23 protein-coding genes are annotated in these 22,505 nt (G+C 63.8%); 20 read left to right on the forward strand and 3 right to left on the reverse strand.

Annotated elements, in window-relative coordinates; genetic code table 11:
- The first annotated feature begins 56 nt into the window (after nucleotides 1–56).
- The 18 genes from VQ044_RS10100 (at nucleotide 57) to VQ044_RS10185 (ending at nucleotide 17,753) form a co-directional block, all read left to right on the forward strand.
- Nucleotides 57–515, forward strand: a complete 459-nt coding sequence (locus tag VQ044_RS10100) for a hypothetical protein (protein ID WP_327647307.1) — start codon at nucleotides 57–59, stop codon at nucleotides 513–515.
- Nucleotides 516–711: 196 nt separating this feature from the next.
- Nucleotides 712–1,503 (forward strand): DeoR/GlpR family DNA-binding transcription regulator, encoded by a 792-nt coding sequence (locus VQ044_RS10105; RefSeq protein WP_327647308.1) that lies wholly within the window; start codon nucleotides 712–714, stop codon nucleotides 1,501–1,503.
- A 94-nt stretch (nucleotides 1,504–1,597) separates the two neighbouring features.
- Entirely contained in the window at nucleotides 1,598–3,097 is a 1,500-nt protein-coding gene (glpD, locus tag VQ044_RS10110) for a glycerol-3-phosphate dehydrogenase (RefSeq protein ID WP_327647355.1), read from the forward strand.
- A 20-nt stretch (nucleotides 3,098–3,117) separates the two neighbouring features.
- Nucleotides 3,118–4,191 (forward strand): ABC transporter ATP-binding protein, encoded by a 1,074-nt coding sequence (locus VQ044_RS10115; RefSeq protein ID WP_327647310.1) that lies wholly within the window; start codon nucleotides 3,118–3,120, stop codon nucleotides 4,189–4,191.
- A gap of 10 nt (nucleotides 4,192–4,201) precedes the next feature.
- Entirely contained in the window at nucleotides 4,202–5,278 is a 1,077-nt protein-coding gene (locus tag VQ044_RS10120) for an ABC transporter ATP-binding protein (protein ID WP_327624805.1), read from the forward strand.
- 11 nt (nucleotides 5,279–5,289) lie between these two features.
- Entirely contained in the window at nucleotides 5,290–6,177 is an 888-nt protein-coding gene (locus tag VQ044_RS10125) for a carbohydrate ABC transporter permease (protein ID WP_327624806.1), read from the forward strand.
- A complete protein-coding gene (locus VQ044_RS10130; protein WP_327624807.1) occupies nucleotides 6,174–7,079 on the forward strand; it encodes a carbohydrate ABC transporter permease in 906 nt (301 codons plus the stop codon). Before VQ044_RS10125 ends, VQ044_RS10130 begins: the two co-directional genes overlap by 4 nt.
- Nucleotides 7,079–7,360 (forward strand): DUF2160 domain-containing protein, encoded by a 282-nt coding sequence (locus VQ044_RS10135; protein WP_327624808.1) that lies wholly within the window; start codon nucleotides 7,079–7,081, stop codon nucleotides 7,358–7,360. Before VQ044_RS10130 ends, VQ044_RS10135 begins: the two co-directional genes overlap by 1 nt.
- A gap of 90 nt (nucleotides 7,361–7,450) precedes the next feature.
- Nucleotides 7,451–9,223 (forward strand): ABC transporter substrate-binding protein, encoded by a 1,773-nt coding sequence (locus tag VQ044_RS10140; RefSeq protein ID WP_327647311.1) that lies wholly within the window; start codon nucleotides 7,451–7,453, stop codon nucleotides 9,221–9,223.
- Nucleotides 9,224–9,311: 88 nt separating this feature from the next.
- Nucleotides 9,312–10,796: a glycerol kinase GlpK gene (gene glpK, locus VQ044_RS10145; RefSeq protein WP_327647313.1), complete on the forward strand. Its 1,485-nt coding sequence runs from the start codon at nucleotides 9,312–9,314 to the stop codon at nucleotides 10,794–10,796.
- A 141-nt stretch (nucleotides 10,797–10,937) separates the two neighbouring features.
- On the forward strand, nucleotides 10,938–11,501 hold the full coding sequence (locus tag VQ044_RS10150; RefSeq protein WP_327647314.1) for a biotin transporter BioY: 564 nt from the start codon (nucleotides 10,938–10,940) through the stop codon (nucleotides 11,499–11,501).
- Between the two features lie 17 nt (nucleotides 11,502–11,518).
- Entirely contained in the window at nucleotides 11,519–12,193 is a 675-nt protein-coding gene (locus VQ044_RS10155; RefSeq protein WP_327647315.1) for an energy-coupling factor ABC transporter ATP-binding protein, read from the forward strand.
- Nucleotides 12,190–12,780 carry an energy-coupling factor transporter transmembrane component T family protein gene (locus VQ044_RS10160; protein ID WP_327647317.1) on the forward strand — a complete coding sequence of 197 codons (591 nt, stop codon included), beginning with the start codon at nucleotides 12,190–12,192 and terminating at the stop codon, nucleotides 12,778–12,780. Before VQ044_RS10155 ends, VQ044_RS10160 begins: the two co-directional genes overlap by 4 nt.
- 124 nt (nucleotides 12,781–12,904) lie before the next feature.
- Nucleotides 12,905–13,888 (forward strand): ABC transporter substrate-binding protein, encoded by a 984-nt coding sequence (locus VQ044_RS10165; protein WP_327647318.1) that lies wholly within the window; start codon nucleotides 12,905–12,907, stop codon nucleotides 13,886–13,888.
- 52 nt (nucleotides 13,889–13,940) lie between these two features.
- Nucleotides 13,941–14,678: an ABC transporter permease gene (locus VQ044_RS10170; protein ID WP_327647356.1), complete on the forward strand. Its 738-nt coding sequence runs from the start codon at nucleotides 13,941–13,943 to the stop codon at nucleotides 14,676–14,678.
- Nucleotides 14,626–15,384: an ABC transporter ATP-binding protein gene (locus tag VQ044_RS10175; protein ID WP_327647319.1), complete on the forward strand. Its 759-nt coding sequence runs from the start codon at nucleotides 14,626–14,628 to the stop codon at nucleotides 15,382–15,384. The genes VQ044_RS10170 and VQ044_RS10175 overlap by 53 nt, the downstream gene beginning before the upstream one ends.
- Before the next feature lie 107 nt (nucleotides 15,385–15,491).
- A complete protein-coding gene (locus VQ044_RS10180) occupies nucleotides 15,492–16,097 on the forward strand; it encodes a TIGR00730 family Rossman fold protein (protein ID WP_327647320.1) in 606 nt (201 codons plus the stop codon).
- Nucleotides 16,098–16,202: 105 nt separating this feature from the next.
- Nucleotides 16,203–17,753 (forward strand): GNAT family N-acetyltransferase, encoded by a 1,551-nt coding sequence (locus VQ044_RS10185; protein WP_327647321.1) that lies wholly within the window; start codon nucleotides 16,203–16,205, stop codon nucleotides 17,751–17,753.
- A 36-nt stretch (nucleotides 17,754–17,789) separates the two neighbouring features.
- Here VQ044_RS10185 and rarD read toward each other — a convergent pair whose 3' ends face one another.
- Nucleotides 17,790–18,701 carry an EamA family transporter RarD gene (rarD, locus tag VQ044_RS10190; protein WP_327647322.1) on the reverse strand — a complete coding sequence of 304 codons (912 nt, stop codon included), beginning with the start codon at nucleotides 18,699–18,701 and terminating at the stop codon, nucleotides 17,790–17,792.
- Nucleotides 18,702–18,822: 121 nt separating this feature from the next.
- On the reverse strand, nucleotides 18,823–19,788 hold the full coding sequence (gene pip / locus VQ044_RS10195) for a prolyl aminopeptidase (protein ID WP_327647323.1): 966 nt from the start codon (nucleotides 19,786–19,788) through the stop codon (nucleotides 18,823–18,825).
- A 136-nt stretch (nucleotides 19,789–19,924) separates the two neighbouring features.
- Here pip and VQ044_RS10200 point away from each other — a divergent pair, with 136 nt between their 5' ends.
- Together VQ044_RS10200 and VQ044_RS10205 are read left to right on the forward strand one after the other, a co-directional pair.
- Complete coding sequence (locus VQ044_RS10200; protein ID WP_327624820.1) at nucleotides 19,925–20,170, forward strand: type II toxin-antitoxin system Phd/YefM family antitoxin; 246 nt, start codon at nucleotides 19,925–19,927, stop codon at nucleotides 20,168–20,170.
- Nucleotides 20,167–20,586 carry a type II toxin-antitoxin system VapC family toxin gene (locus tag VQ044_RS10205; protein ID WP_327647324.1) on the forward strand — a complete coding sequence of 140 codons (420 nt, stop codon included), beginning with the start codon at nucleotides 20,167–20,169 and terminating at the stop codon, nucleotides 20,584–20,586. The genes VQ044_RS10200 and VQ044_RS10205 overlap by 4 nt, the downstream gene beginning before the upstream one ends.
- A gap of 35 nt (nucleotides 20,587–20,621) precedes the next feature.
- Here VQ044_RS10205 and cysS read toward each other — a convergent pair whose 3' ends face one another.
- Complete coding sequence (gene cysS / locus VQ044_RS10210; protein ID WP_327647325.1) at nucleotides 20,622–22,190, reverse strand: cysteine--tRNA ligase; 1,569 nt, start codon at nucleotides 22,188–22,190, stop codon at nucleotides 20,622–20,624.
- Nucleotides 22,191–22,505 lie beyond the last annotated feature (315 nt).

Raw genomic sequence — 22,505 nt, forward strand, 5'->3', positions numbered from 1 at the left:
CGAATAATGCTAAATTATATCGAAATTCCCTGGATTTTCAAGTACAGGAGAATATTATGGCCGGTCATAAAAAGGAAATCGAGAGAACCTTTCATTATCTGACGTGCGCTGCATTTCAGGCCTTTCAATTTAAGATGTCAGCCAACGCAAAGGAATTTGAGACGGATCTAGCGGTCATAGCCATGAGTTCGCGACGGACGGTCGCGCAGGCGATGCGCGCCGTGGAAAAATCGCCTTTCAAGACCATTTTTGTGGTCGACCCCGAGAGTGGTAAGGTCGGCTTCGCACTGTCGCAGAACCAGGAATATGTGGCGGAAGCCAAGAAGAAGGGCGGAGGCGGAGGTCGGCCGAAGCTGCCTCCCAGTCCAGCGGAGGAATGCTGCGCGATCTGCATGGCTATGGGTGCTGACGGCTGCCTCGTTCTTGAGAACATGAGTTGCTATTGCCTGACAGAGGGCTCGAGTGGCTCAGGGAACATCAATATCAACGAGCCTCTGGACCAACTCTGGCCTTGACTTGGATCATTCGCCAAGGCGTTTCTCGTCATCTCCGCGCGTTCTGGTCAGCAAGGCTTGACCTTGCCTAGTGCAAGCGGCCTTGCGGCACAGCGAGCCGAATTCATCCGGTGGCCAGCGCCGGTCGTCCACTTTCGTTTCTTGCGTTTAAGTTTCGTTTTGCCCATGATCCCTTCCTTCTTGGGAGGTATCCATCATGCTGTCCGATCGCCAGATGCAGATTCTCGAGGGCGCCAAGCGCTCGGGCCGGGTCTCCGTCGACGAACTGGCGGGGCACTACGACGTTTCGGTGCAGACCATCCGCAAGGATCTGAACGAGCTTTGCGAGCAGCGGCTATTGTCCCGCGTGCATGGCGGCGCCGTTCTCTCCTCCGGCGTGGAGAATGTCGGCTATGACGCGCGGCGGACGATCGCGGCCGAGGAAAAGGCGGCGATCGGCAAGGCCGTCGCCGATCTCATTCCCGACCGGGCCTCGCTGTTCATCAACATTGGCACCACCACCGAAGCGGTCGCCCACGCCCTCCTTCGCCACGCCGGACTGATGGTGATCACCAACAACATCAACGTTGCCACGGCCATGCGGCCCTATCCGGAAATGGAGGTGGTGATCGCCGGCGGCGTCGTGCGCCGCTCCGACGGCGGTATCGTCGGCGAGGCAGCGGTCGATTTCATCCGCCAGTTCCGGGTCGACTTCGCCGTGATCGGCGTTTCGGCGATCGATGCCGACGGGTCGCTTCTCGACTTCGACTATCGCGAAGTACGCGTCGCCCAGGCGATCATCTCCAACGCCCGTCATGTGATTCTGGCGTCGGATTCGTCGAAGTTCGAGCGCAGCGCGCCGGTGCGCATCGGTCATCTCGACCAGATGAACACCTTCGTCACCGACATCGCCCCCGCCTCCATCCACCGTATCTGCGGCGACAACGATGTGCGCTTGATCGAAACCGCCCCGCACGTCGCCGATCGAAACAAGCCTTCCCTTAGTTAATTTTCGTTTGACCTTCGGTTTGGTTTCGTAATAACCTTCTTACTGTTCGCAATCGCAACTTAAATGTTGCAACGCGAAGCCTGGGGAGGCTCTTCTGGACTACGACGTCTTCATCATCGGTGGCGGCATCAACGGCTGCGGCATCGCCCGCGATGCGGCGGGTCGTGGCTATCGGGTCGGCCTGGCCGAGATGAACGATCTGGCTTCCGGCACCTCCTCCTGGTCGACCAAGTTGGTCCATGGCGGTTTGCGTTATCTCGAACACTACGAATTCAGCCTTGTGCGCCATGCGCTGATGGAGCGCGAGGTGCTGTGGGGCATCGCACCGCACATCATCCGGCCGCTGCGTTTCATCCTGCCGCACCATTCCGGGCTTCGGCCGGCATGGCTGCTGAGGCTCGGACTGTTCCTCTACGACCATCTCGGCGGCCGCAAGAAGCTGAGGGCGACGACGACGGTCGATCTCGACGGACCTATGGGCGCGCCGCTGAAGGACGAATTCCACAAGGGTTTTGAATATTCCGACGCCCGGGTCGACGACGCCCGTCTCGTCGTCCTGAACGCCCGAGACGCAGCGGCGCGCGGCGCCGACATCATGGTCCGCACCAAGGTGCTCGAGGCCCGTCGCGAGGCCGGCCTTTGGCAGATCACCTTGGCCGACCAGGACGATGACCGGACCTACACGGTCTCGGCCCGCTTCCTCGTCAATGTCGGCGGCCCCTGGGTCGACGCGATCATCCAGACCGCGATGGGCCAGAACGAGGCCCACAACATCCGCCTTGTCCAGGGCTCCCACATCGTCACCCGCAAGCTCTACGACCATGACCGCGCCTATATCTTCCAGAATGCCGACGGGCGGATCATCTTCACGATCCCCTATGAGGAAGACTTCACCCTCGTCGGCACGACCGACCAGGATTTCGATGGCGATCCGGCCGACGCGGCGATCACCGAGACGGAAACCCAGTATCTCCTCTCCGCCGCCAGCGAATATTTCAAACGGCCGTTGGCTGCCGACGATATCGTCTGGTCCTATTCAGGCGTGCGCCCGCTCTTCGACGACGGCGCGTCCAAGGCGCAGGAGGCCACGCGCGACTACGTCCTGAAGGTCGAGGGCGACAAGGACGAGCCGGCGGTCCTTAACGGTTTCGGCGGCAAGATCACCACTTATCGGGTGCTCTCCGAGGAGGTTCTGGAGAAGATCGAACGCCGCCTTGGCGCCAGGGGATCGCGCTGGACCGGCGACAAGCCGCTGCCCGGCGGCGACTTTCCGGTCGACGGCTTGGCCGCGTTGGAAGAGGAATTGCAGCGCTCCGTTCCCGAATTAGACGCACGCACCGTGCGGCGTCTGGCACGCGGCTACGGCACCGATATCCGCAAGTTCATTCGGTTCGGCGAGCTGGGGCAGGATTTCGGTCACGGGCTCTATGAGGCCGAGGTCGATTGGCTCGTCCTGAACGAGTGGGCGAGGACGGCGGAGGACATTCTCTGGCGCCGCACGAAGCTCGGGCTTCGATTCGACCGGGACCAGCAATCAAGGCTTGCCGAACACATGAAGAATCGAAAAGCTGACTGGCGCAAAGCGGCCGAATAGCAGCCGCCTGGGAGGGCAATTTGCTCGAATTGCAGAACGTCAGCCGCAGCGTCGGCGGCGAAAAACACATTATCGACGTGTCGCTGACTCTCGAGCGTGGCTCGCTCAACGTGCTGCTCGGTCCGACGCTGGCCGGCAAGACCAGCCTGATGCGCCTGATGGCGGGCCTCGACGTCCCCACCTCCGGCCGCATCCTGATGGACGGCAAGGACGTGACCGGCGTCCCCGTGCGCAAACGCAACGTCGCCATGGTCTACCAGCAGTTCATCAACTACCCCTCCTTCACCGTTTACGAGAACATCGCTTCGCCGATGCGGATCGCCGGTCATTCCAAGGCCGAGATCGAGGCGGCGGTGCACAAGGCCGCCGAATTGATGAAGCTGACGCCGTTTCTCGACCGCACACCGCTCAATCTCTCCGGCGGTCAACAGCAGCGCACGGCGCTGGCCCGCGCTCTGGTCAAGAACGCCGAATTGGTTCTGCTCGACGAGCCGCTCGCCAATCTCGACTACAAGCTGCGCGAGGAATTGCGCGAAGAATTGCCGCGAATTTTCGCCGAAACGGGCGCGATCTTCGTCTACGCGACGACCGAGCCGCATGAGGCGCTGCTCTTGGGCGGGCGCACCGCGACGATGGCGAAAGGCCGCGTCACCCAGTTCGGCGAGACCACCGAGATCTACCGCCAGCCGCACGACCTGCTGACGGCGCGAACCTTCTCCGATCCGCCGCTCAACGTCATGGATTTCGTCAAGACCGGAACACACTTCGCCTCGCCGAACGGCGTCGTCTTCGATGCCGGACCCGCTTTTTCCGATCTTCCGGACGGTGCCTATCGCGGCGGCATCCGGCCGCATCATCTGGCGTTCGAGACCGGCGACGGCGGCTTTGAGGCGCAAGTCGTCCTGACCGAGGTCACCGGTTCGGAAACCTTCGTCCACGCCGATGTCGGCAACGACAGCATCATTGCCCTCGTCCACGGAGTCCGCCGCATCGAACCCGGCGATCCTATTCGCCTGTCCTTCGATCCGGCGAAAATCCTGATCTTCGACGAACACGGCAACGCCACGTCCGCGTCCGCGCGACAAGCGGCTTGAGGAGACGTTCATGGCTCGCATCCGTCTCGATCATATCCGCCACGCCTATTCGCGAGCGCTGGGCGACGCCGGCATCTACGCGCTCCGCGAGGTCGACCACGCCTTCGAGGATGGCGGCGCCTATGCGCTGCTGGGTCCGTCCGGCTGCGGCAAGACCACGCTGCTCAACATCATTTCCGGACTGCTGACGCCCTCCGAGGGGCACGTCTATTTCGACGACCGCGACGTCACCGAACTGACGCCCGAGGCGCGCAATATCGCCCAGGTGTTCCAGTTTCCGGTCATCTACGACACTATGACCGTGCGCCAGAACCTCGCCTTCCCCTTGAAGAACCGAAAGGTGCCGGCCGCCGAGATCAAGACCCGCGTAGAGGACATGATCCGCCGCATCGGTCTGGAAGCAAAGGCCGACCGCAAGGCCCGCGGCCTGACTGCCGACGAAAAACAGAAGATCTCGCTCGGGCGCGGCCTGGTGCGCTCCGACGTCAACGCGATCCTGTTCGACGAGCCGCTGACTGTCATCGATCCGCATATGAAGTGGCAGTTGCGCTCGGAGCTGAAGCAACTGCACCGGGAGTTCCAGATGACCATGGTCTACGTCACCCATGATCAGACCGAGGCGCTGACCTTCGCCGACAAGGTCGTCGTCATGTATGACGGCGAGGTCGTCCAGATTGGCACGCCGGAAGAGCTGTTCGAGCGGCCGAAACACACCTTCGTCGGCTATTTCATCGGCTCGCCCGGCATGAACGTCCTGCCCTGCCGGATGGAGGGCGGCGAGGCCGTCATCTCCGACATACGCATCGCCCTTCCCGGCAACCCGATCGGGTTCCGTTCAGGCCAGAAGACCGAACTCGGAATCAGGCCGGAATTCGTCGAGATCGTCGGCAGAAACGACGGCATCCCCGTCACGGTCGAGAAGGTCGAGGATGTCGGCTCGGAGCGCATCGTGCGCGCGACGCTGGCGGGCACGCGGCTGAGCGCCATCGTGCCGGAAGGCGCGAGCATTCCGGCGGACCCGGCCGTCCGCTTCGCGCCGGACGCGCTCAACCTTTACGCCGATTCCTGGCTGGTCGAGCGGGCATAGGGAGACAGATCATGGAAAAGACCTGGAACAACAAAGCCTGGTTCATGGTCCTGCCGGTGCTGCTGCTTGTCGCCTTCTCGGCGGTGGTCCCGCTGATGACGGTGGTCAATTATTCGGTGCAGGACACCTTCGGCAACAACCAGTTCTTCTGGGCCGGCACATCCTGGTTCCAGGACATCCTGACCTCGGCAAGATTCCACGACGCGCTGATCCGCAATCTGATGTTCTCGGGAATCATCCTGGCGATCGAGATTCCCCTCGGCATTCTGGTGGCGCTGTCGATGCCGAAGAAAGGCTTTTGGGTCTCCGTCTGCCTCGTCTTGATGGCGCTGCCGCTGCTGATCCCCTGGAACGTCGTCGGCACCATCTGGCAGGTCTTCGGCCGCACCGACATCGGGTTGCTCGGCTATTCGGTCGCGGCGCTCGGCATCGACTACAATTACGTCCGCGATCCGTTCGACGCCTGGGTCACCGTCATCGTCATGGATGTCTGGCACTGGACCAGCCTCGTGGTGCTGTTGTGCTACGCCGGCCTCGTCTCGATCCCAGACGCCTATTATCAAGCCGCCAAGATCGACGGCGCGTCGCGCTGGGCCGTCTTCCGCTTCATCCAGCTGCCGAAGATGGGCCGGGTGCTTTTGATCGCCGTACTCTTACGCTTCATGGATAGCTTCATGATTTACACCGAGCCCTTCGTCGTCACCGGCGGGGGTCCGGGCAACTCGACCACCTTCCTGTCGATCGACCTCGTCAAGCTCGCGATCGGCCAGTTCAACCTCGGCGAGGCGGCCGCCATGTCGCTCGTCTACTTCTTGATCATCCTCGCGCTCTCCTGGGTCTTCTACACCGTGATGACCAACGCCGGAGCCGACAAGCCGCTGACGGGAGTTTCGGAATGAGCGATCAAACCACCACCGCCGGCCACGAGACCCACCGCGGCCTGCCGGCAGCGAGCCATTCGGAAACCGCGCTCAGGACGCGTGAGCGGGCACGAACACGCCACTTCCGCTGGAAGGCATTGATCCCGATCGTCTACATCCTGTTCTTGATGCTGCCGATCTACTGGCTCATCAATATGAGCTTCAAGACCAACCAGGAAATCCTGTCGAGCGTCACGCTCTTCCCGGCCAATCCGACGCTCGCCAATTACGCGGTGATCTTCACCGACCCATCCTGGTATTCGGGCTACATCAACTCGATCATCTACGTGGCCATGAACACGGTGATCTCGGTGGCGGTGGCCTTGCCGGCCGCCTACGCCTTTTCGCGCTACCGCTTCCTTGGCGACAAGCACCTGTTCTTCTGGCTGCTGACCAACCGGATGGCGCCGCCGGCGGTGTTCGCCCTGCCCTTCTTCCAGCTCTATTCGGCCTTCGGACTGATCGACACGCATATCGCGGTGGCGCTCGCCCACACACTCTTCAACGTGCCGCTCGCCGTCTGGATTCTGGAAGGCTTCATGTCGGGAATTCCGAAAGAGATCGACGAGACCGCCTATATCGACGGCTATTCGTTCCCGCGCTTCTTCTTCAAGATCTTCACGCCCCTGATCGCCAGCGGCATCGGCGTCGCCGCCTTCTTCTGCTTCATGTTCTCATGGGTGGAGCTGTTGATCGCGCGGACGCTGACGGTGACCGACGCCAAGCCGATCTCGGCAATCATGACCCGCACGGTCTCGGCGTCGGGCATGGATTGGGGCGTTCTGGCCGCAGCCGGCGCGCTGACCATCATTCCCGGCGCGATCGTCATCTGGTTCGTGCGTAACTACATCGCCAAGGGCTTCGCCCTGGGGAGGGTTTGATGGATTTCTCATGGATGGCCTGGACCTGGCCGACCGCGATTTTCTTCCTAGTGATCTTCGCCATGATCGCCGGCATGGGCGTCTGGGAATACGCCTCCCCCGGCGGCAGTCCCCGCGTCGGCATCCTGCGCTTCGAGACGACCCGCGGCGACCGCCTGTTCGTCTCGCTGCTCGGCTCGGCCTTTATCTGCCTTGCCTGGCTCTGGGGCGTCGACCTGTCTCTCTGGTACGCGCTGATCGTATGCGCGGTCTTCTTCATTCTCGTCTTTCGCCTCGTCTAGCGAGGCGGATTCCGGCCACTCCGCGTCCCACCGGTCGTCGCGGATCCGCCACACCAAAAGACCGGCACTCGTTTTGGGAGGTATAAGACTATGAAACGCCATCTGATGGGCTCGGCAGCGATGCTGGCCATCGCGCTCGCATCCGCGCCGGCTTTCGCCGACATGGAAGCGGCCAAAAAATTCCTCGATGCCGAAATCAAGGAGGTGTCGACCCTCGACCGCGCCGATCAGGAAGCGGAAATGCAGTGGTTCGTCGACGCAGCCAAGCCGCTGTCGGGCATGGACATCAAGGTCGCCTCGGAAACGCTGACCACGCATGAATACGAATCCAAAGTGCTGGCGCCCGCCTTCGAGGCGATCACCGGCATCAAGGTCACCCACGACCTGATCGGCGAGGGCGACGTCGTCGAAAAGCTGCAGACGCAGATGCAGTCGGGTGAGAATATCTACGACGCCTACATCAACGATTCCGACCTGATCGGGACCCACTGGCGCTACCAGCAGGCCCGCAGCCTGACCGACTGGATGACCGGCGAAGGCAAGGATGTCACAAATCCGGGCCTCGACCTGGCCGACTTTATCGGCACCTCCTTCACCACCGCGCCCGACGGCAAGCTCTACCAGCTTCCCGACCAGCAATTCGCGAACCTCTACTGGTTCCGCTACGACTGGTTCAACGACGAGAAAAACAAGGCCGACTTCAAGGAGAAGTACGGCTACGATCTCGGCGTTCCGGTCAACTGGTCGGCCTATGAGGACATCGCCGAGTTCTTTACCGGCCGCGACGTCGACGGCAAGAAAGTCTATGGCCACATGGACTATGGAAAGAAGGATCCCTCGCTCGGCTGGCGCTTCACCGACGCCTGGCTGTCGATGGCCGGCAATGGCGACAAGGGCATTCCGAACGGCAAGCCCGTCGACGAATGGGGCATCCGCGTCAATGACAAAGACCAACCGACCGGCTCCTGCGTCGCCCGGGGCGGCGACACCAACGGCCCGGCGTCTGTCTACGCCATCCAGAAATATCTCGACTGGTTGAAGGCCTATGCGCCGCCGGCCGCCCAGGGCATGACATTCTCCGAATCCGGTCCGGTGCCGGCGCAGGGCGAGATCGCCCAGCAGATCTTCTGGTACACCGCTTTTACCGCCGACATGGTGAAGGACGGCCTGTCGGTCGTGAACGAGGACGGCACGCCGAAATGGCGCATGGCCCCCTCGCCACACGGCGTCTACTGGAAGGAGGGCATGAAGCTCGGCTACCAGGACGTCGGTTCCTGGACGCTGATGAAGTCGACCCCGGTCGATCGCGCCAAGGCCGCCTGGCTCTACGCGCAGTTCGTCACCTCGAAGACCGTCGACGTGAAGAAGAGCCATGTGGGCCTGACCTTCACCCGCGAATCGACGATCCGCGACGCCAGCTTCACCGAGCGGGCACCGAAGCTCGGTGGTCTCATCGAGTTCTACCGCTCGCCGGCGCGCGTGCAGTGGTCGCCGACGGGCACCAACGTGCCGGACTACCCGAAGCTGGCGCAACTCTGGTGGCAGGCGATCGGCGATGCAGCCTCCGGCGCCAAGACGGCGCAGGGAGCCATGGATTCGCTCTGCGCCGAGCAGGAGCAGATCCTGGAGCGTCTCGAGCGCGCCGGGATCCAGGGCGACATCGGCCCGAAGCTCAACGAGGAGCAGGATCTGGCCTATTGGGTCGAGGAGGCCAAGAAGAACGGCACGCTCGCCCCTCAGCCCAAGATCGAGAACGAAAAAGAACAGCCGATGACCGTCAACTACGACGAGCTGGTCAAGAGCTGGGCTGACGCCAACGCGGCCAGTGGCGACGCCGCCATGGAAAAGCCGGCCGCCAAATAATCGGCCGGTCCGCAACGACAAGGAAAGCCGGGCTCGCCCCGGCTTTCTGCTATTCGCGTACAACCTTGCGCCTCAGGGAGAAACGCCCATGTCCGGATACGTCCTCGCCATCGACCAGGGCACGACATCGTCACGCGCCATTGTCTTCGACGACGGCTTTCGCATCGTCGGCGTGGGGCAACAGGAGTTTCCGCAGCATTTTCCGCGCTCGGGCTGGGTCGAGCATGATCCCGAAGACATCTGGCGCTCGGTCATCGCCACGGTCCGCATCGCCCTCGCCGACGCGTCGCTGTCGGCCTCCGACATCGCTGCAATCGGCATCACCAATCAGCGCGAGACCGCGCTGATCTGGGACCGCGACACCGGCAAGCCGATCCACAACGCCATCGTCTGGCAGGATCGCCGCACCGCCGACATCTGCCGCAAGCTCGTCGATGATGGCGCCGAGCCGGAGATCACGGCAAAGACCGGTCTGATCGTTGACCCCTATTTCTCCGGCACCAAGATCGCCTGGATGCTCGACCATGTGGAGGGCGCACGCGCCAAGGCTGAGGCCGGCAAGCTTGCCTTCGGCACGGTCGACACCTTCCTGCTCTGGCGGCTCACTGGCGGCAAGGTCCACGCGACCGACACCACCAATGCCTGCCGCACCATGCTGTTCGACATCGAGGCGAACGCCTGGGACGACGACCTCCTCAGGCTGCTGAACGTCCCCCGCGCGCTCTTGCCGGAGGTGAAGGACTGCGACGCCGAATTCGGCGTGACCGAGACGTCGTTGTTCGGCGCTGCGATCCCGGTCTGCGGGATCGCCGGCGACCAGCACGCGGCAACGCTCGGCCAAGCCTGCTTCGCACCGGGAATGCTGAAATCGACCTACGGCACCGGCTGCTTCGCGGTGCTCAACACCGGCGATACCCGCGTGCCATCCTCCAACCGGCTTTTGACCACGATCGCCTATCGCCTGTCCGGCAAGACCGCCTTCGCCCTCGAAGGCTCGATCTTCATCGCCGGTGCCGCCGTGCAATGGCTTCGCGACGGGCTCGGCATCGTCGAGCGCGCCGACCGCACCGGCCCGATGGCGGCCGAGGCCGACGACGCCCAGGACGTCTACATGGTGCCGGCCTTCACCGGGCTCGGCGCGCCCTGGTGGGACGCGGAGGCGCGCGGCGCGATCTACGGCCTGACCCGCAACACCGGTCCGAACGAGATCGCCCGCGCGGCACTCGAGGCCGTCTGCTTCCAGACCGCCGACCTTCTCTCGGCCATGAAGAAGGATTGGACCGGCGCCAGCGACACGATCCTGCGCGTCGACGGCGGCATGGTCGCGTCAGACTGGACGATGCAGCGCCTCGCCGACCTTCTCGACGCGCCGGTCGACCGGCCGGTGGTGCTGGAAACGACGGCGCTCGGCGCCGCCTGGGTGGCCGGACAGAAGGCTGGCGTGTGGCCGGACATGGCCGGCTTTTCCGAGCGCTGGCGTCTGGAACGCCGCTTCGAGCCGCAAATGGACGCGGTCACGCGTGGGCGCAAACTCGCAGGCTGGGCCGACGCGGTACGCCGGACGTTGAGCTGACCGCGCATCGCGGCGGAAACGCAACGCATCTTCCGCAGCTCCAATTGACCTTTACCGCCCGATCGGGTCAGAGAAAGCAGCGTTCGCCGCCACACGGCGCGCTCTCGCCGGCCCTCCACCCCGCAGCAAAGGCATCCTCCGATGGCTACCAAAGACGTTGTCTATATCGCCCTCTTCGCCGCTCTGATGGCCGTGCTCGCGGTGTTTCCGCCGCTGACGATCCCGGCCCTCGGCGTGCCGATCACCGCGCAATCGATGGGCGTGATGCTGGCCGGCGGTATCCTCGGGGCCAAGCGCGGCGCGCTGTCGATAATTCTCTTCCTCGTGCTGGTGGCGATCGGCCTGCCGCTCCTGTCGGGCGGACGCGGCGGTATCGGCGTCTTCGCCGGCCCGACCGCCGGCTTCCTGTTCGGCTGGATCGTCGCCGCCTATGTCATCGGCTGGCTGACCGAGCGTTTCTGGACCAGCCTCGGCTTCGTCGGCGCCTTCCTGATCTCGGTCTTCGGCGGCATCGTCGTTCTCTACGCGATCGGCATCCCGGTAGTTGCCGCCATCGCCGACATTCCGCTCTGGACGGCCCTCACTGGCTCGGCTGCCTTCATCCCGGGTGATTTGATCAAGGCCGGCATCGCCGCGGCGGTGATCGCGACCGTCAAGCGGTCCTACCCGCTGATCCCCTCGCGAGTGCGCGCGGGCCGGGCCTGACGGCAGCCCCGCGTTCGATGATCGAACTCGCAAGAGTTTCGCTCGAGCGCGCCGGGCGCCGGATTCTCGCCGATCTCGACATACGGCTGGCGGAACGGCGGATCGGGGTCATCGGCGCCAACGGCTCCGGCAAGAGCAGCTTCGCCCGACTGCTCAACGGGCTGATCCTGCCGACCACCGGGCAGGTCGCCGTCGGCGGGCTCGACACCCGGACGAAGGGCCGAGAAGTGCGCCGCCAGGTGGGTTTCGTCTTTCAGAACCCGGACAATCAGATCGTCTACCCGACCGTCGGCGAGGATCTCGTTTTCGGGCTCAAGGGCCGCGGCGTCGCGGCCGCCGACATCCCCGGCAGGGTCGAGCAAACCCTCGACCGCTTCGGCCTGAACGGTTTTGGTGATCGGCTCGTCCACGAGCTCAGCGGCGGCGAACGCCAGATGGTAGCGCTGGCCGGCGTCATGATTCTGGAACCGGCCTGGCTCGTCCTCGACGAGCCGACCACACTCCTCGACCGGCGCAACACGCGTCGTGTCATGGACGCCGTGGCGGCGCTGGATCAGCATGTGATCCTCGTCACCCATGATCTCGATCTCCTCGCCGGTTTCGACCGGGTGCTGGTCTTCGACGATGGCCGGCTGGTCACCGACGCCGCGCCGAAGGAAGCGATCGCAGCCTATCTGAGGATCGTCGGGTGATCGCGGGTCTCTACCGGCCGGGTTCGAGTCCCGTCCACCGCGTCCGCGCGTCGGTAAAGCTCATCGCCCTCCTCGTCCTCGGGACCGTCCTCTTCGCCATCGACGACGTGTGGCTCGCGGCGACCGCGCTCGTCATAGTCCTTGCCGGCTATGCGCTGGCACGCATTCCGGCCCAGGCCGCCTTCGCCCAGATCCGCCCGGTTCTCTGGGTCCTCGCCATTCTGTTCGCGGCGCAGCTCTGGCTGATCGACCTTTCTGCGGCGCTGCTTCTTGTCCTGCGTTTCGCCGCCCTGATCCTCGCCGCGTCCCTGGTCACACTGACCACACGCACAGCCGATCTCGTCGCGGTCATCGAACGGGCGCTCAGCCCCCTCGCCCGCTTCGGTTTCGATGTCGGCAAGGTGAGCCTGGCGATCTCCCTGGCGATCCGCTTCATCCCGGCGGTCGGGGCGATCGTCGAGGAAGTCCGCGAGGCCCAGCGAGCGCGTGGACAGGACCGCTCGATCGTCGCGCTCGCGGTTCCGGTGATCGTAAGACTGCTGAAGATGGCCGACGAGATCGCCGAGGCGATCGACGCGCGTTCCTGACACGCCGCGTCTGTCGCGATGGGGACATTTTCCCGAACCTTGGCGTCGACGCGTCGCGCCGGCAGCACGTGCTATGCTCTCGGATCAGGGCATTGTTAGAAACATGATTGGGAGGATCGCCATCATGGCTTGGCTTCGCTCGGCGCTGGGCGCCGCCGTGTTGCTCGCGCTTTTCGCGACCGGCGCGATGGCGCAGGAAAAAATTCGCGTCGGCGTGCTCAAATACGGCACCGTCAACTGGGCGCTCGACGCCATGACCCGCAACGGGCTTGACGAAACGAACGGTGTCGATGTGGAGATCGTTCCCTTCGCCGGCGAGGATGCCTCCAACGTCGCGCTGCAGGCGGGTGGCGTCGATATCATCGTCTCCGACTGGCTATGGGTCTCGCGCCAGCGGGCGGCCGGCGCCGATTTCACCTTCGCGCCCTATTCGACGTCGGTCGGCTCGATGATGGTCGCCGGCGACAGCGACATGAAGGCTCTCGGCGACCTGAAAGGCAAGACCATCGGCGTCGCCGGCGGGCCGCTCGACAAGAACTGGCTGCTGATCCAAGCCTTGGCGAAAAAGAACTACGGAACCGACCTCGCCGGTGAAAACGACGTGGTTTTCGGCGCACCGCCGCTGCTGACCGAAAAGGCAAGGTCCGGCGAGCTCGATGCCGTGCTGAATTTCTGGCATTACGCCGCCCGCCTTGAGGCCGAAGGCTTCCGTACGCTGATTTCGGGAACCGACGCCGCCATCGAAATGGGAGCCTCGGGTCCGGTCGCGGCGCTTGGCTGGGTGTTTCGCGACAGCTTCGCCGAGGAGAACCCCAAGGCTATCGAGGGCTTCCTTGCCGCAGACAAGGCGACGAAAGCGCTGCTCGCATCATCCGACGAGGAATGGCGGATACTGGCCCCCCTGACCAAGGCCGAGGACGACAAGACGCTGCAAACCCTGCGCGATCGCTACCGGGAGGGCATTCCGTCTCGCAGCGCCGCAAAGGAGCAAGCAGATACCAAGATGCTCTACGGATTGCTCGCCGAGATTGGCGGGGAAAAGCTCGTCGGGCCGTCCACTGAGCTGGTCGAGGGCACCTATTGGACCGGCCTCGCCGATGGCGGCTGACAGCCCCGCCGTAGCAGACGGGCAACGGCGCGGCATTCGCGCTGGCCCGGCCCTGATGACGCTTTTGTCGTTGGCCGGCCTGCTCGCCCTTTGGTGGGTCGTCGCGACCTTCGCCGACAGCCGCGCCCTGCCGGCGCCGCCCGCCGTGCTCGACGCCTTCTGGCGCGACGCGAAGACCGGCGAATTGTTCTTTCACCTCGCCATGACGCTGTTTCGCGTCGCCGTATCCTTCGTGCTCGCCATGGCGATCGGCGCGGCGATCGGCATCGCGCTGGGACTCAACCGCAACGCCAACCGGTTCTTCGATCCGTGGGTGATCCTCTTCCTCAACCTCCCGGCGCTTGTCGTCATCGTCCTCGCCTATATCTGGTTCGGCCTCAACGAGGTCGCCGCGATCGGCGCCATCGCCGTCAACAAGATCCCCAATGTCGTCGTGACGATGCGCGAGGGCGCCCGCGCCCTCGACCGCAACTTGAGCGAGATGGCGTCCGTCTACCGCTTCGGCCGGGCAAAGACGATGCGCCATGTGGTGATCCCGCAGTTGCAGCCCTATTTCGCCGCCGCGTCCCGCTCCGGCATCGCACTGATCTGGAAAATCGCGCTGGTGGTCGAACTCCTCGGCCGCTCGAACGGCGTCGGCTTCCAGATCTATCTCTATTTCCAGCTGTTCGACGTGGCCGCCATTCTCGCCTACACGCTGGCGTTCGTCGCCATCATGCTCCTGATCGAGTTCCTGCTTGTCCAACCGCTCGAAGCCTATTCCACCCGCTGGCGCACCCGGCCCGCTTGACGTCCTCGTCCGCGACAAGACCTTCCACGCGGTGGACGGCGGTGAGGTGCGGGCGATCGCGGAGATCGCCTTCCAGGTGCCGCCCGGCAGCTTCACCACGCTGATCGGCCCGTCGGGCTGCGGCAAGACGACGACGCTCCGGATCATCCTCGGCCTCGACGCCGATTTTTCCGGTCACGTCCGATTGCCCGACGAGGCGGAACGCGTCGCCGCCGTCTTCCAGGAGCCGCGCCTCCTGCCCTGGCGGACGGTCGAAGAGAACGTCCGGCTGGCGCTGCCCGAGGCGAAGGCGGACGCCGATCTCGACGGTCTCTTCGCCATCCTCGGCCTGGATGAGATGCGCTCGCGCTATCCGGAGGAACTGTCGCTGGGTCTCGCGCGCCGGGTCGCACTCGCCCGCGCCTTCGCCATCGAGCCGGCGCTGCTGCTGCTCGACGAACCCTTCGTCTCGCTCGACGAAATGACCGCAAACCGCCTGCGGGAACTCCTGATGACGGTCTGGTCAGCCCGGCCGACGACGGCGCTGATGGTCACCCACAATCTGAGGGAAGCGCTGCAACTGTCCGACCGCATCGTCTTTCTGACGGCGCGGCCGGCGGCCGTGCGCGGCGTCTACGAGATCGACGCGCCCCGGGCCGAGCGGGATGCGGTGTGGGCGGAACACACGCTGCAGGCGGTGGATGAGGCATTTCCGGGAGTTCTGTGAAGATGGCCGACGGGCTGAACTTCACGGTGATCCGCTGCGAAAATCATCAGGTAGGCTTGCCCCTTCCCCGCTTGACCTCCTCTCCCGCCCATCCGACTCTCGCGACCATGAGCATGATTCGATCCGTCTGCGTCTATTGCGGCTCCTCGGCGGGCCGCGATCCGCTTTATCTCGACAGCGGGCGAAAGCTCGGCGAGGCGATCGGCGAAGCCGGCATGCGGCTCGTCTATGGCGGCGGCACCCGCGGCATCATGGGCGCCGTTTCGGAAGGCGTCATCGCGGCGGGCGGCGGTGTCACCGGCATTATCCCGCGCTTCCTCATCGATATGGAGGCGACCGAGCGCGAGCTGAAGCGGCTGGACGAGTTGATCGTCACCGAGGACATGCACGAGCGCAAGCATCTGATGTTCCAGCGCTCGGACGCCTTCGTTGCCCTGCCCGGCGGGATCGGCACGCTGGAGGAACTGGTCGAGATCCTCACCTGGAGCCAATTGGGCCGGCACGAAAAACCGATCGTCATTGCCAATATCGGCGGCTTCTGGGATCCGCTGTCACGCTTGCTCGACCACATGGGCGACGAAGGCTTTCTCCATCGCGCCCATCAGGTTCGGCCGATTATCATCGACGACGTCGCCGACATCGTGCCGCATCTTGTCGCCGCGACATCAGTGAATGGCGACGAGGGGCGGCTGGAGATCATCGAGCGGCTTTGATCTTCCGCCCCCCTGTCGCGCGGTTGCGAATGCGGGGTTTCGTCCTAGATGCGAGAAAACACGGCCACACCGCTCTCCCCTCGCGTGACAAGGACCCACCCGCCCATGGCCGAGAAGCGCTCGACCCCGAAACTTGAAATTCGCACGGCCGAAAAGAGCGACGTCGCCGCCATCATCGCCCTCTCCGCCAAGGTCTTCAAGGACGAGCCGGCCTATACGCGCGGCATGATTTTGGGACAGCTCTCGGCCTTCCCGGAGGGTCAGTTCGTCGTCGCCTACGAGGGCGAGATCGTCGGCTATGCCGCGACCATGATCCTGTCCGAGGACAAGGCGCTGGGTCAGCACACATGGGCGGAGGTGACCGGCGGCGGTTACGCGGCGATGCACGATCGCCGGGGGGAATGGCTCTATGGTACCGAAATCTGTGTCGATCCGGACCGGCGGCGCCTGAGGATCGGCAAGCGCCTCTATGACGCGCGGCGGCGGCTTTGCCAGGATCTGCATCTCAAGGGCATCGCTTTTGGCGGCCGGATGCCGGGCTATCAGCGCAACGCCAGGAAATATGCGTCGCCCGAGGCCTATCTGGAGGCCGTCAAGGCAAGCGAGGTGAAGGATCCGGTCGCCTCGTTCCATCTGAAATCCGGCTTCGAGCCGGAAACCCTTTTGAAGAATTACTATCCGAGCGACCGCGCCTCCGGCGGCTACGGCGTGCTGATGGTCTGGCGCAACCCCTATTTCGACCCTTTGCGTCAGGAGCAGCCGGTCAATCGCGGCAATCCGGATGTGGTGCGCGTCGTCACCGTCCAGATGAAGGCGCGGCGGATCGAAAAGCCGCAGGATTTCTACGATGCGGTCGACTATTTTGTCGAGGTCGCGTCGGAATACGGCGGCGATTTCGTCGTGTTTCCCGAGCTGTTCACGCTAATGCTTCTGTCCTGCGAGGCCGAGGAACTGAAGCCGGAGGCGGCGATCCAGCGGCTGACCGAGCACACGCCGGATTTCGTTGCGCGGCTGACCGACATGGCGATCCGCAGGAACATCAACATCATCGGCGGCAGTCACGCCACCAAGACCGACGACGGCGACATCCAGAACGTCGGCTACGTGTTCCTGCGCGACGGCTCGGTCCATGCCCGCGAGAAGATCCACCCGACCCCGAACGAGCGGCAGTACTGGCAGATCAAGGGCGGCGATCCGATCGACACCATCGAGACCGATTGCGGCTCGATCGGCGTGATGATCTGCTACGATTCCGAATTCCCGGAGGTCGCCCGGCGGCTTACCGACCAGGGCGCGCGCATCCTGTTCGTGCCGTTCAACACCGATACCCGCCACGGCTATCTGCGCGTGCGCTATTGCTGCCAGGCGCGGGCGATCGAGAACCAGTGCTACGTGGTCACCTCCGGCATGACCGGCAATCTCGGCAATGTCGACAATCTCGACATCGAATATGCCCAGTCCGGCATCTTCACGCCGTGCGACTTTCCCTTCGCCCGCGACGGCATCGCCGCCGAAGCCTCGGAGAATGTCGAGATGGTGACCGTCGCCGACCTCAACCTCGCGACGCTCGGCTGGGCCCGCTACGAGGGCTCGGTGCGCAATCTGCGCGACCGCCGGCTCGATCTTTACCGCACGACATGGTCCGACGGCGGCTGAGCGATTTCCTGAGCGCGCGCAAGGATTGGCACCCGCTCAGAGGCCCTGCGGCCGCAGGGCTCGCCGCGCCGCCCGGCCTTTCTGGAATAGCGCCCAGGTGTAAAGCGCCAGCGCTGCCCAGATGAACCCGAAGGCGACCAGCTGCCAGATATCGAAGGGCTCGCCGAACAGGAAGATGGCCCCCAGGAAAAGCAGCGTCGGCACCATGTATTGCAAGACGCCGATCGTCGAATAGTGCAACAGCCGCGCGCCGGTCGCGAACAGGATCAGCGGGATCGCGGTCAGCGGACCCGTTCCGATGAGCAGCGCCGTCTCCACTCCGTCGGCGAGGAAACGGCTCTCGCCCGCCATCGCCACGAGCACGGCCGCCGAGGGCAGCGCCAGGATCATCACCTCCAGGAAGAAGCCTTCGCTGGCTCCCACGGGGACCATCTTGCGCAGCAATCCGTATATGCCGAACGAAAAGGCCAGCGTCAGGGATATCCAGGGAAGACCGCCGGCCCGTACCGTCAGGATGACGACGGCGATGGTGGCGAGCCCGATCGCGAAGGACTGCGGCCGGTTCGGCCGCTCGCCGAGGACGATGGCGCCGAGCAGGATGTTGACCAGCGGGTTGATATAATAGCCGAGCGCGGCATCGAGCGCCTGCCCCGACACGATGGCGTAGACGTAGGTTCCCCAGTTGACCGAGATCAGCGTCGCGGCCAGTGCCGCCAACGCCACGGTCCGCACATTGGCGAAATGCCGCCAGACCGTCCCGAGCACCCCCTGCCACCAAAGGATCAGCATGGCGACGGGGATCGCCCATAAAATTCGATGCGCCACGATCTCGAAGGGCGAGACATGGTCGAGCAGCTTCATGTAGATCGGGAGGATCAGTCCCCAGATGGCAAAGGCCCCAAGGGCGTAGGCGAAGCCCTTGTTTGATCCGGCGTCGGCCGCTGGCATGACATCGCTCGATCATGGAATGGAATGAGCATGGTCTAGCAGGCCATGCCGGCTGGCGACAGCCCGGTTTCTGGTGATCGTAGTGATCCGTTTTGGTGATGGGTTGTCGCCGGATGGACGATTATGGCGCCCGCGCGAAGCGGTCGGTGGCTTCCAGCAGTTCGTGCAGGATGCCCGGCTCGGCGAAGGCGTGGCCGGCGCCCTCCACCATCCGGTAGTCGGCTTTCGGCCATGCCTGGGCGAGCTGCCAGCTGGTGACCGCCGGCGTGACCACGTCGTAACGGCCTTGGACGATGACGCCTGGAATATCCGCCAGACGGTGTCCGTCGCGGATCAACTGCCCCTCCTTGAGCCAGAGGTCGTGGTAGAAATAATGGTTCTCGATCCGGGCGAAGGCGATCGTGGCGTCGGACACCGCCCCGCCGCTGCCGTTTTCACCTGCCGGGGTCTGCCGCAACATGACCGTCGCCGACTCCCAGTTCGTCCACGCGCGTGCCGCCGCGGCGCGGACGGCGCGATCGGGATGGGTGAGCCGTTTGCGATAAGCCGCGACGAGGTCGTCCTGCTCGGCCGCCGGGATTTGCCCCACCAGATCCTCCCAGCGATCCGGGAAAAGCCGGTTGGCACCGCGCTCGTAGAACCATTCGAATTCGGAGCGCCGGCCGGTGAAGACGCCGCGCAGGATCATGCCGCTCACCCGCTTCGGGTGCGTCTCGGCATAGGCCAGCGCCAGCGTCGCGCCCCAGGAGCCGCCGAACAGCAGCCAGCGTTCCACGCCGAGCAAGGCGCGCAGGCGCTCCAGATCGGCGACGAGGTGCCAGGTGGTATTGGCGTCCAGACGACCGAGGGGCGTCGAGCGGCCACAGCCACGCTGGTCGAACAATATGATGCGATAGCGCGCCGGATCGAACAGCCGACGGTGCTGCGATGAGGCGCCGCTGCCGGGTCCACCATGCAGGAAGACGACGGGTCTGCCATCGGGATTGCCGCACAGCTCATAATAGAGCTGGTGCCCGTCGCCGACGTCGAGGCGACCGGTCTGATAGGGCTCGAGGCCGGGAAAGGGTTTGCGAAGCGGACCTGTCATTAGAAGTGATTACTAGCGCTGTCTGATGAAATGGACAGGGACGCTCGACCGCATCCGATCAAAACCGACACCGAGCGCGCTTGCATCCCTGCAGTTAATGTACATATTTTATAGACAAAAATGAGGGAGCTTGGCCATGACCGAAAAAACCGTGACCGCCACCGTGTTCAAGTCGGACTGCCTCAAGCTCATCGACGCTATGAATCGCGATCACGAACCGGTCGTGGTGACGCGCCACGGCAAGCCGGTGGCGAGGCTAGTGCCAGTCGAGACGAATGAGGGGCGCCAGTCCTTGTTCGGCGCGATGAAGGACACGATTCACTACGACGACGATCTTATCGAACCGGCAGCCGACCCGTCGGAATGGGAAGCACTTCGGTGATCCTTCTCGATACCCATTGCCTCATCTGGTACCTGAAAGGCGATCGGCGTCTGGGACCGCGGGCGCGAGAAAGGATCGACGACGAGCGTGGGCCGGATGGGGGAGCCGCAAGCATTGCCGCGATCACCCTGTGGGAAATCGCGATCCTCGTGTCAAAGGACCGCGTCAGTGTGGGCCAGGATCTGGGCGCCTGGTTTTCCTGGCTCCTGGAGGACGGCCGCATGAGACTCTTGCCGCTGGGACCGCCTGTAGCCGTCGACAGCGCCAATTTGCCGGGCTCCTTCCACGGCGATCCGTCCGACCGCCTGATCGTGGCGACAGCCCGCCACCACGACCTGCCACTGTTGACGGCTGATCGCGCCATCCTGGCCTATGGCACGGAAGGCCACGTCCGCGTGGTCGACGCGGCCCAATGACAGCGCGACCGCCCCAAATGGCGGAGGGTCAGCGTCTACCGCTTCACTTCCCAGGTGGTCACCCGCTCGCCGGTCTCCGCGTCCTTGCCGTCCTTGAGTTGGATGCCCTTGGCCAGCAACTCGTCGCGGATGCGGTCGGCCTCGGCGAAGTTCTTCGCGCGGATCAAATCAAGGCGCGTTTCAATTGCCGCATTCACGTCGAATTTGTTCCAAGCAGCGTAAAAAGATTCTGCTTCGGCCCTATCGAGCAGATTATCCCTGACGTGATATTTGAAACGATATTCCGCGACTGAAGTGATCATTTGGGCTATTGACTTGGCGTCGTCAGCCGACTGCTGAAGACCAAGAAAATTCAATGCCGCTGTAACCGTTCCTATGCTTTCGTCAGTAGCAGAACCGTGTGCGAGTTCATCGAACACTTGGAAAACTGCTCCCAAATCCAGATCCATCTCCAGCCCCTGGACAATTCGCTGATCGACGGGCGGCATATCATTTTTCATCATCATCGAGGCATGGCGACGCCAGTTGGCTAGGCGCCGGGCGGCCTCCTCCAGCCGCTTGACGCTGAAATCGATCGGCTCGCGGTAATGGGTCATCAGCATGGCTAGCCGCAGCACCTCGCCGGGCCATTTCCGCCCGCCGAATTTGTCGGTGTGCAGGAGATCGTGGATGGTGACGAAGTTCCCCTCCGACTTACTCATCTTGCGGCCCTCGACCTGCAGATAGCCGTTGTGCATCCAGACCTGCGCCATCTGCTCGGTACCGTGGGCGCAGCGGGACTGGGCGATCTCGTTCTCGTGGTGCGGGAAGATCAGGTCGAGCCCACCGCCGTGGATGTCGAAGGTCTTGCCGAGATAGGCCTCGCTCATCGCCGAGCATTCGATGTGCCAGCCGGGCCGGCCGCGTCCCCAGGGACTATCCCAGCCCGGCTCGTTCTCCGCGGACTGCTTCCACAGGACGAAGTCGCCGGGATTTTTCTTGTGGCTGTCGACCGCGATACGCGCCCCGGCCTGCTGGTCCTCCAGCCGCCGGTTCGACAATTTGCCGTAATCGGGCATCGAGGTGACGTCGAACAGCACCTCGCCGCCCGCCTCATAGGCGTTGCCCTTGTCGATCAGCGTCTGGATCATCGACACCATGTCGTGGCCGTCGGCGTGTCCGGTGACGAAGTCGGTGGCGCGCGGCTCGTGCGTCGGGGGAAGGCAGCCGAGCGCCGCGACGTCGGCGTGAAACTGCTCGGCTGTCGCCTGCGTCACCTTGGCGATCGCCGCGTTCAGCGGCAGGTCCGGATAGTCCCGCGCCGCCCGCGCGTTGATCTTGTCGTCGACGTCGGTAATGTTGCGGACATAGGTGACTTGGGCGTCGCCCCCCTTTTCCAAGCTGGGATAAAGGTGACGCAGCAGCCGGTAGAGCACGTCGAAGACGATGACCGGCCGGGCGTTGCCGATATGGGCGTAGTCGTAGACGGTCGGACCGCAGACATACATGCGGACGCGTCGATCCGCCTCGGCTTTCGCTGGCTCCTGCCAGTCGAGCGGCCGAAACTCCTCCTTCGTCCGCGTCATCGTGTTCCAGAGCCTCAGCCCGCGAAACCCGTCATCCATGCGTCGTCCTCGATTGCTCTGCGTTGCGCGGGTTCTCGCTAGCGCCAATCGAGGCGGCTGACAAACGCGCTTCGCCTCGCCTCCGCCGAACAACTTGCCTGACTGCGACAAATGTCCCGTGATCGCCCGTGAGGTTCCGCGCAACAATCGTCCGATTTTCCAGTGGAATCAGGAAAATTCATGCCGCTTTGGAACCGTAGCCTTGTGGCGGGATTATCACTTCATATTGTCAAGAAGGACAAAGGCTTAGGGCGTTAAGTTCGTCTTAGCCATTGCCCTTGAAAATGGCACGATCGGGGTGCCCTGTAGCTGTCC

The organism is Aurantimonas sp. C2-5-R2 (assembly GCF_036549495.1).
GTDB classification, from domain to species: Bacteria; Pseudomonadota; Alphaproteobacteria; order Rhizobiales; family Rhizobiaceae; genus Aurantimonas; species Aurantimonas coralicida_A.

Coding starts and splice junctions, on each gene's coding strand:
- VQ044_RS10100 (WP_327647307.1), top strand. CDS start 57: ATGGCCGGTCATAAAAAGGAAATCGAGAGAACCTTTCATTATCTGACG.
- VQ044_RS10105 (WP_327647308.1), top strand. CDS start 712: ATGCTGTCCGATCGCCAGATGCAGATTCTCGAGGGCGCCAAGCGCTCG.
- VQ044_RS10120 (WP_327624805.1), top strand. CDS start 4,202: ATGGCTCGCATCCGTCTCGATCATATCCGCCACGCCTATTCGCGAGCG.
- VQ044_RS10125 (WP_327624806.1), top strand. CDS start 5,290: ATGGAAAAGACCTGGAACAACAAAGCCTGGTTCATGGTCCTGCCGGTG.
- VQ044_RS10130 (WP_327624807.1), top strand. CDS start 6,174: ATGAGCGATCAAACCACCACCGCCGGCCACGAGACCCACCGCGGCCTG.
- VQ044_RS10135 (WP_327624808.1), top strand. CDS start 7,079: ATGGATTTCTCATGGATGGCCTGGACCTGGCCGACCGCGATTTTCTTC.
- VQ044_RS10140 (WP_327647311.1), top strand. CDS start 7,451: ATGAAACGCCATCTGATGGGCTCGGCAGCGATGCTGGCCATCGCGCTC.
- glpK (WP_327647313.1), top strand. CDS start 9,312: ATGTCCGGATACGTCCTCGCCATCGACCAGGGCACGACATCGTCACGC.
- VQ044_RS10150 (WP_327647314.1), top strand. CDS start 10,938: ATGGCTACCAAAGACGTTGTCTATATCGCCCTCTTCGCCGCTCTGATG.
- VQ044_RS10155 (WP_327647315.1), top strand. CDS start 11,519: ATGATCGAACTCGCAAGAGTTTCGCTCGAGCGCGCCGGGCGCCGGATT.
- VQ044_RS10165 (WP_327647318.1), top strand. CDS start 12,905: ATGGCTTGGCTTCGCTCGGCGCTGGGCGCCGCCGTGTTGCTCGCGCTT.
- VQ044_RS10180 (WP_327647320.1), top strand. CDS start 15,492: ATGAGCATGATTCGATCCGTCTGCGTCTATTGCGGCTCCTCGGCGGGC.
- VQ044_RS10185 (WP_327647321.1), top strand. CDS start 16,203: ATGGCCGAGAAGCGCTCGACCCCGAAACTTGAAATTCGCACGGCCGAA.
- rarD (WP_327647322.1), bottom strand. CDS start 18,701: ATGCCAGCGGCCGACGCCGGATCAAACAAGGGCTTCGCCTACGCCCTT.
- pip (WP_327647323.1), bottom strand. CDS start 19,788: ATGACAGGTCCGCTTCGCAAACCCTTTCCCGGCCTCGAGCCCTATCAG.
- VQ044_RS10200 (WP_327624820.1), top strand. CDS start 19,925: ATGACCGAAAAAACCGTGACCGCCACCGTGTTCAAGTCGGACTGCCTC.
- cysS (WP_327647325.1), bottom strand. CDS start 22,190: ATGGATGACGGGTTTCGCGGGCTGAGGCTCTGGAACACGATGACGCGG.